Genomic DNA, 7,458 nt, shown 5'->3' with positions numbered 1-7,458 from the left:
CGCCAGAGCCGTTGGATCTTCTTGTGGTTCACGACCCACCCCTCGCCGCGGGCATCGTGGTAGGCCCTGCGGTATCCCCACCGCGGGTGCTTCTTCGCATACGCCCGCAGCCAGTCCCGCAACGCCAGGTCCGGGTCGGCTGTCGTCTCACCCTGGAGCGGGCGACGGTATGCGGACCTGCTCAGCCCGGCCAGACGGCACGCCATTCGTTCGCTCACCCGCAGCTTGCGCTTGAGGTGGTCGACGGCGGCGCGGCGCCTGCCCGGGCCTAGAAGTTTCCCTCAGCCAGCTCCTTGAGTGCGGCCTTCTCGAGCTCTGCCTCGGCGAGCAGCCGCTTGAGCGTGGCGTTCTGCTTCTCGAGCTCCTTCAGCCGCTTCGCGTCGTCGGCCTTCAGCCCGCCGTACTGGTTCCGCCACCGGTAGTACGTCTGCTCGGACACTCCGAGCTCTCGACACACCCCGGCGATGTCGCTACCGCCCGCGAGCATCCTGTCGGCCTGCCCGAGCTTACGGACGACCTGCTCCGAGGTGTGACGCTTCCTGCTGTTCGTCATGATCTGACCAGTCTCACTGCCCGGACCCCCGGGCAACAGGACGACTCACACAACCACCGGACCTACCAAACGGGGTCAGCCCACATGGCCCATGTCCGTGGAATGGGAAGATGCGGGCATGCACCATCGTGTTGACCGCGCCGCAGTGGAGAGCATCCTGAAGCGGATGGATGCCGCGATCGCTGTACGCAACACGGCTGTGGCGGATATCGCCACGCTGAGCGGTCTCGTCGCCGCTCGCGTCCCTGCTCTCGCCGTGCTGATCGTCGGGTGCGATCGGTCATCGACGACGCGAAGTAGCGTCCGCTGAGCTACGGTCAACGGTGTGGCGACGTATATCCCGGCCGAATCTTGCTCGCCGGCGTGCCTGACACCTGGACTGGGAAATCCCTCGATTGCGGGTGCGTCGGAGGGGTCGACGTGGACGTGTCCGCGATGCGGCGCTGTCTGGAGGATGACCCGACGAGGATCGCGCGGACCGACCCGGCGTGAGCCGCAATTCGCGCGGATCAGTGAAGGAAGTCGGGCCAACCAGCAAGCGCACGAGTCCGCGACACAGCGGGCGACCGGCAAGTGCCTCCTCATCGGTCTGGCGTTCGTCGGAGTGTGGACGCTTGTCCTCGCAGTGCCTATCTTTACCCGCTGACGCGCGTCGCCTCGCGTGCAGCGCGGGGTCAGCCGTCCCGGAAGACAAACTCCCCGGAAGGCGGCCGTGCCGTCTTCCGGGGAGTTCGTCACTCAGGGGCGGGTGCCTTGAGATCGTGTTTGCTTACGCGGTCCTGCGCCGACGGATCAGCAGCACGAGTCCGCCCAGGAGCAGGGCGAGTCCGCCGCCGATCGGCAGCCACGGGATGTCTCCACCCGTCGCGGGCAGCCCGCCGGTCACGGTCACGGTGACGGTGGCGGTGGTCCGCACACCGTTCACGTCGGCGATCGAGTAGGTCACCGGGGTGGTCGTTCCGCGGAAGTCGGGGAGCGGGGTGAACACGATCTTGCCGTCCACGATGGTCCACGTTCCCTCACCGGGTACGACGATCCGGTCAACCAGCGCACCGTTCGTGCTGACGAGCTGCAGCGACGCGGGGTTGAGCGGCGCACCGTTCGCGCCGGAGTCGTTGGCGAGCACGTCGATCGTCACCGGGGATCCCGGCGCCGCGGTGATGGTGTCGTTCTTGGCGACGGGGTCAAGACCCTGCACCGTGATCGTCACCGTCGCGGTGGTGGTGTTGTCGAGCTGATCGGTCACGGCGTAGACGACCGGGGTCGCCGCACCGCGGAACGACGGCTCGGGAGCGAAGGTGATAGCCCCCGTCTCCTCGTCGATCATGTACACGCCCTGGCCGGGAACGGTGAGCGTCTTGCCGCCTTCCGACACGGACGCACCCTCCGGCTGCCCGTCGACCGGGAACACGACGCTCGCGGCGTCCCACTCACCGACCGAGTCGTCCAGGTTACGGGACGGGGTGTCGTTTCCGAGCGGGGAGACGGTCACGGCGATGCCCTGCGACGTCGACGCGGTGTCGGCCAGCGCCGTCGGACCCGGACGCACAGTGACGCGGATGGCCGCCTCACGCTGCGTGCCGTTCTCGTCCTCGATGCGGTAGTTCACCGGAGTGGTCGCGCCACTCCAGCCCGCGTCGGGGGTGAAGACCGCGTCACCGTCGCCGTTCAGGACGAAGGTGCCCTGACCAGCGATGGTCAGCGTCTTGCCGTCCTCCGACACCGTCACTCCCGCCGGCTGTCCCGCAGAGGGGAAGACGGTGAGAGAGGGGACGAGCGGCACAACCTCGTCGCCAGCGGTGTCGTTGGCGAGCAGCTCGAGCGTGATCGGCGTTTCAAACACCGTGGTGGCGGTGTCATCGACCGCGATCGGGGTGACCGCGGTGACCACGATCGTCACGGTCGACGCCACGGTCACGTCGTGGCTGTCGACAGCCGTGTAGATGACCGGGGTCACGGTGCCGGAGAACGCAGCCTCCGGGGCGAACGTCACCACACCGGTGGCGGCATCGATCGTGTACACGCCCTCACCGGCAACGGTGAGAGTGCGACCGGCGTTGCTGACCACGGCGCCCTCCGGCTGACCGTCGGTCGGGAACACCACACTGCCGGGGACGAAGACTCCGGTGTCACAACCTGCGGGGACATTCGTCTCCCCGGGCTCGCACGGGTTACCAAGGTCGCTCGGGGCGTCGTTGGTCAGCACTCCCACGGTTACGGGCTGGCCCTGCTTGGTGGTGCCGGAGTCCGGTCCTGCGACGGCTCCGCTGCCCACGGTCACCGTGACGGTGCCGCGTGCCGGGGTGCCGTTGTCGTCACGGACCTCGTACTCGATCGGTCCGGCGACGCCCTCAAAGCCCGGCGCCGGCTCGAAACGAATGGTGCCGTCCTCACGGATCGTCCACTCACCCTGCGGGGTCACGAGCGACTTGCCACCGTCGGCCGCTGCCGGCGACGTGAAGATGACGGTGCTTGGGTCCAGCGGTGCCGTCTCGGCCCCGGGGGCGTCGTTGTCGAGCGGGTCGAACTCGATCGCGGTGTCACCCGGCGTCTTGACCGCATCCGCGACGACCACGGGGGTGATCGCGGTCACCGTGATGGTGATCGTCGTAGAGGCGGTGTTTCCGGCCTCGTCGTCCACCTCGTACGTGACGGGGGTGGCGATGCCAGTGAACTGTGCCTCCGGGTTGAAGGTAACCTCTCCGGTGGCGGGGTCGAACGTGTACTCGCCCTCACCGGGAACGGTGAGCTCGTATCCGTCACCGGACACGGTGCTTCCCGCGGGAAGACCGGTGGTCACGAACCGGACCGAGTCCATGTCGAACGTGCCCAGCGAGCCGTCGGCGCGCAGACCTGGGGTGTCGTTTCCGAGGATCGTGAACGACACGTCCACGTTCTGTCCGGTCGTGTCGGTGTCCGCGGCGGCGACCGGTCCCGGGCGCACCGTCACCGTGACGGTGGAGGTCGCGGTCTGGCCGGCCTCGTTGGTCAGCTGGTAGGTGACACCGGGGGTGGTGCCGGAGTACCCGTCGGCGGGGACGAAGGTGATCGTCCCGTCGGCGTTGACCGTCCAGGTGCCCTCAGGCGTGACGAGCGTCTTCCCGCCGTTGGTCGCGCCTGGGGAGGTGAGGATCGTCGCACCCGCATCGATGGGGCCACCGGGGCCGGCGATGTCATTGTCGAGGACGTCCACCGTCACCTCGGTAGCGAACGGGGTGTTCGCCGAGTCGGGGGCGGCGGTCGGCGCGACCTCGGTCACGGTGATCGTGATCGTCGAGCCGGCCGTGTTGCCCACGCTGTCGGTAAACGTGTAGGCGACAGGCTGCGCGACGCCGAAGAACGCCGGCTCCGGGGTGAAGGTCACCGCCCCGTTCGCCGGGTTGATGACGTACACGCCCTCACCGTCCACGGTCAGGGTGCGGCCGCCACCGGTGATGACGGCACCGGCCGGCTGACCGGCCGCGGGGAACAGCAGCGATGCGGTCGGGATAAACCCGGCGGTTCCGTCGGCGTTCTGGCTGGCGGTGTCGCCGGTGAGCGGTGACACCGCAACCGGAATGCCCTGGGTCGTCTGCTGGGTGTCGGCGACCGCGGCCGGGCCTGGGCGCACCGTGACCGTCGCGGTGGAGGTCGATGTGAGGCCGTCGGCGTCCGTGATCTGGTACTCCACCGGTGTCGTCGTGCCGGCGTAGCCGGCCGCGGGGGTGAAGGTGATCTGTCCGTCTGTGCCGATCGTCCAGGTGCCCTCCGGGGTGATGAGCGTCTTGCCCCCGTTGGTTGCCGCCGCGGACGTGAATACCGTCAGGCTCGGGTCGATGGCGCTGTTGCCGGGGGTGTCGTTGACGGCACCCGCAAGGGTAACCGACGGGGTGCCGAAGGTGATCTGCCCCTCGTCGGGAACCGCGACAGGAAGCGGCAGCACGTTCGCGAACGTGCAGACGATCGACGCACCATCCGTGCCCGTGGGGACGGTGTAGGTGGCGGTGTTGCCTTCTCCGGAGGCGATTACATTGCCCTCGGTGTCGCGGCATTCCCACGTGGTGTCGTACTGGCTGAGGTCCGTCGTGCCGTTGCCGGTCTGGCGGACGGTGTACGTCTCACCGGGGAGCACGATGCCGGGCTCCGTGGCGGTGGTGCCATCGGGCTGCACGGTGCTGGCCGGGAAGTCCGGGCCGGTGCCAGGCGCACCGTAGGAGCCGCCGTCGACGACGACGGTCGTCGAGTCGGTCGGCTGGTCCTTACCGTTGGGGAACGTCGTCACCACTTCAGTGGTGCTCGGGTTCGCGCACGTGGCGAGGTCGGTGGACGACGCGCCAGTCAGGTTGATCATCGGACCGGTCGGGGCGCCCGTGATCGGGTTGGCCCGCTGGACCGTGCTCGCAGCGCCCAGGTACAGGTAGCCGTCGGACGCGAATGCGATACCGTTCGCTGCGGCGGTGGCCGGGCCGTTCGTCAGCTCGACCGAGCTCATAACCGCACCGGTGCCGGAGGTAGGAACGACACCATCAACGACGTACAGGCGGTAGAGGGTCGCGCTGGAGTTGACGAGGTAGAGGCGGCCGGCCTTGTCGAAGGCGATGTCGCCGTTGCCGCCAGGGGGGTCGGTGACGTTCACCGTCGCGACCGGGCCGGGCGCCGCGACACCGGTTGCGGGGTCGTATACGTAGAGCTGCAGCGTGGCACCGGAGTACGCGCCGTAGTAGTACAGCCCGGTCTTCGGGTTGACCGCGCCGACCGTGCCGTTGGTCACTCCCGCGGGCTTCGGGGACGATGTCGTCGTGCCGGCGGCCGCGTTGTAGTCGACGACGCTCGTCGCCGTGCCGTAGTACGCGTCGAGTCCGTCCGCTGCCACACCGATCTGGTTCGCGCTCGCACCGACTCCGGTCGGGATCGTGAATACGGGCGTCGTGCTGACAGCACCGCTGGTCAGGTTCAGGCTACGCACGGACTGATCCGTCGAGCTCGTGAGGTAGATCGTGTTGATACAGCTCAGCGCCGGTGCTGCCACAGCTGCCTGCGGCGCTACGACAACGGCGAGCCCGCTCGCGACAAGCGCAGCGGTGACGAGCCCGGCGGGAGTGCGTGCGGATCGCCGACGCCCCCACCTGTTTCGGACATGGGTGACGTCGGTATTCGGCGACATGCATCTCCCCTTGCAATCGTTGATAGGCAGGGGGAAACGTCCCCCTCCCTGCATCATAGAGGAGCCGGCGCCCTCCGATGACGATTCGCGCAACGTGACACGAGCAGAAGCTAGTGCTCGAGGACGCGGCCGTGAGCGGTCGACTCCAGCCTGGTCCGAGCTCAGCTACACGGGGTGATCAACAGGGTTATCCACAGGGTGAGCGAGCGGGTGAATTAGAGGGTGAGGCTCAGGGGCGCGCGGGGCTTTGTCCTTAGGAGTGTGAGGGAGGTTCGAAGTGAGGGATGGGTGCGGGGCGTTCACCTCGCAGCTCCTGGTGCCGCGATCGCGCCGCCTCCGTGACCGGCACCGCATAAACCGGGGGAGTGGGACGGGCGATCTTCGGGAACCGACGAAGGAGTTCCCCCCTCATGACCGACGCGCTTCTCGTCGAGACCCGCACCGCCCCAGACGCCGCCTGGTGGCGTCAGGCGGCCGTCTACCAGATCTACCCGCGCAGCTTCGCTGACGCGAACGGCGATGGGATCGGCGACATCCCGGGCATCGTCTCGCGGGCCGATTACCTCCGCGACCTCGGCATCGATGCGGTCTGGCTGAGCCCGTTCTATCCGTCTGCGCTCGCCGACGGCGGATACGACGTCGCCGATTACCGCGACGTCGACCCGCGGTTGGGCACCCTCGCCGACTTCGACGACATGGTCGAGGCGCTGCACTCCCGCGGCATCCGGGTGATCGTAGACATCGTCCCGAACCACTCCTCCGACCAGCACGAATGGTTCCAGGAGGCGCTCGCCGCCGGTCGCGGCTCGGCCGCGCGCGATCGCTACATCTTCCGTGAGGGCACCGGCCCCGACGGCTCCGAGCCGCCGACCGACTGGGACTCGGTGTTCGGCGGCAGCGCGTGGGAGCGGGTCGAAGACGGGCAGTGGTACCTGCACAACTTCGCCGTGGAGCAGCCCGACCTCAACTGGGATCACCCCGAGGTGCGCGCCGACTTCCTGAAGACCCTGCGCTTCTGGTCGGACAGGGGGGTGGACGGATTCCGCATCGATGTCGCCCACATGCTCACGAAGGACCTCAGCGAGCCGCTGCCCTCGCGCGCCGAGCTCGACGCGATGGACCGCACCTCGGGCACGCATCCGATGATCGACCGCGACGACGTGCACGAGATCTACGCCGAGTGGCGTGCGGTGTTCGACGAGTACGACCCTCCGCGCACGGCCGTCGCCGAGGCCTGGGTGGAGACACCGGAGCGCCGCGCGAAGTACGCCTCGGCGGAGGGTCTCGGACAGGCGTTCAACTTCGACCTGCTGGTGGCCGACTTCGACGCGGCGCAGTTCCGGAGCATCATCGCCGACAACCTGCAGCAGGCGCAGGCGACCGGATCGTCGACCACCTGGGTGCTGTCGAACCACGACGTCACCCGGCACGCCACCCGCTACGGACTCCCGGCGCTGAACGGCCGCCCGGTCAAGCAGGGCACCGAGTGGGTCAAGACCGGTGGCCCGGCAGAGGGCCTCGATCGTGACGGCGGGCTCCGCAGGGCGCACGCGGCGACCCTGCTGCTGCTCGGTCTTCCCGGCAGCACCTACCTCTACCAGGGGGAGGAGCTCGGGCTGCACGAGGTGGCGCAGATCACCCCGGAGCAGCGTCAGGACCCCGGCTTCTTCCGCGGTGCCGAGTTCGACGGTCTGGGCCGCGACGGATGCCGCGTACCGCTGCCGTGGACCGCGGAGGGCTCGTCCCTGGGCTTCGGCGCGGG

Annotated in this window: 3 protein-coding genes and 1 pseudogene; 2 read left to right on the top strand and 2 right to left on the bottom strand. The window is 68.5% G+C overall.

Annotated elements, in window-relative coordinates; all coding sequences use genetic code 11:
- Positions 1-553, bottom strand: a pseudogene (locus KZA10_RS04745) (IS3-like element ISAar43 family transposase); the annotation flags it as partial.
- Between the two features lie 118 nt (positions 554-671).
- Here KZA10_RS04745 and KZA10_RS04740 point away from each other — a divergent pair.
- Complete coding sequence (locus KZA10_RS04740) at positions 672-863, top strand: hypothetical protein (protein WP_141386914.1); 192 nt, start codon at positions 672-674, stop codon at positions 861-863.
- A gap of 459 nt (positions 864-1,322) precedes the next feature.
- On the opposite strand, the gene KZA10_RS04735 is transcribed toward KZA10_RS04740, so the two are convergent.
- On the bottom strand, positions 1,323-5,696 hold the full coding sequence (locus tag KZA10_RS04735) for an Ig-like domain-containing protein (RefSeq protein ID WP_218682306.1): 4,374 nt from the start codon (positions 5,694-5,696) through the stop codon (positions 1,323-1,325).
- Between the two features lie 410 nt (positions 5,697-6,106).
- On the opposite strand from KZA10_RS04735, the gene KZA10_RS04730 reads away from it, so the two are divergent.
- Positions 6,107-7,458 (top strand): glycoside hydrolase family 13 protein (locus KZA10_RS04730; protein ID WP_218682305.1); only part of this gene is annotated, 1,352 nt, incomplete at its 3' end.

The sequence above is a fragment of the Microbacterium sp. BF1 genome, assembly GCF_019279095.1.
GTDB lineage: Bacteria > Actinomycetota > Actinomycetes > Actinomycetales > Microbacteriaceae > Microbacterium > Microbacterium maritypicum.
Note: the sequence above shows the minus strand (reverse complement) of the source record. Positions and strands in the feature narration are given on the sequence as shown.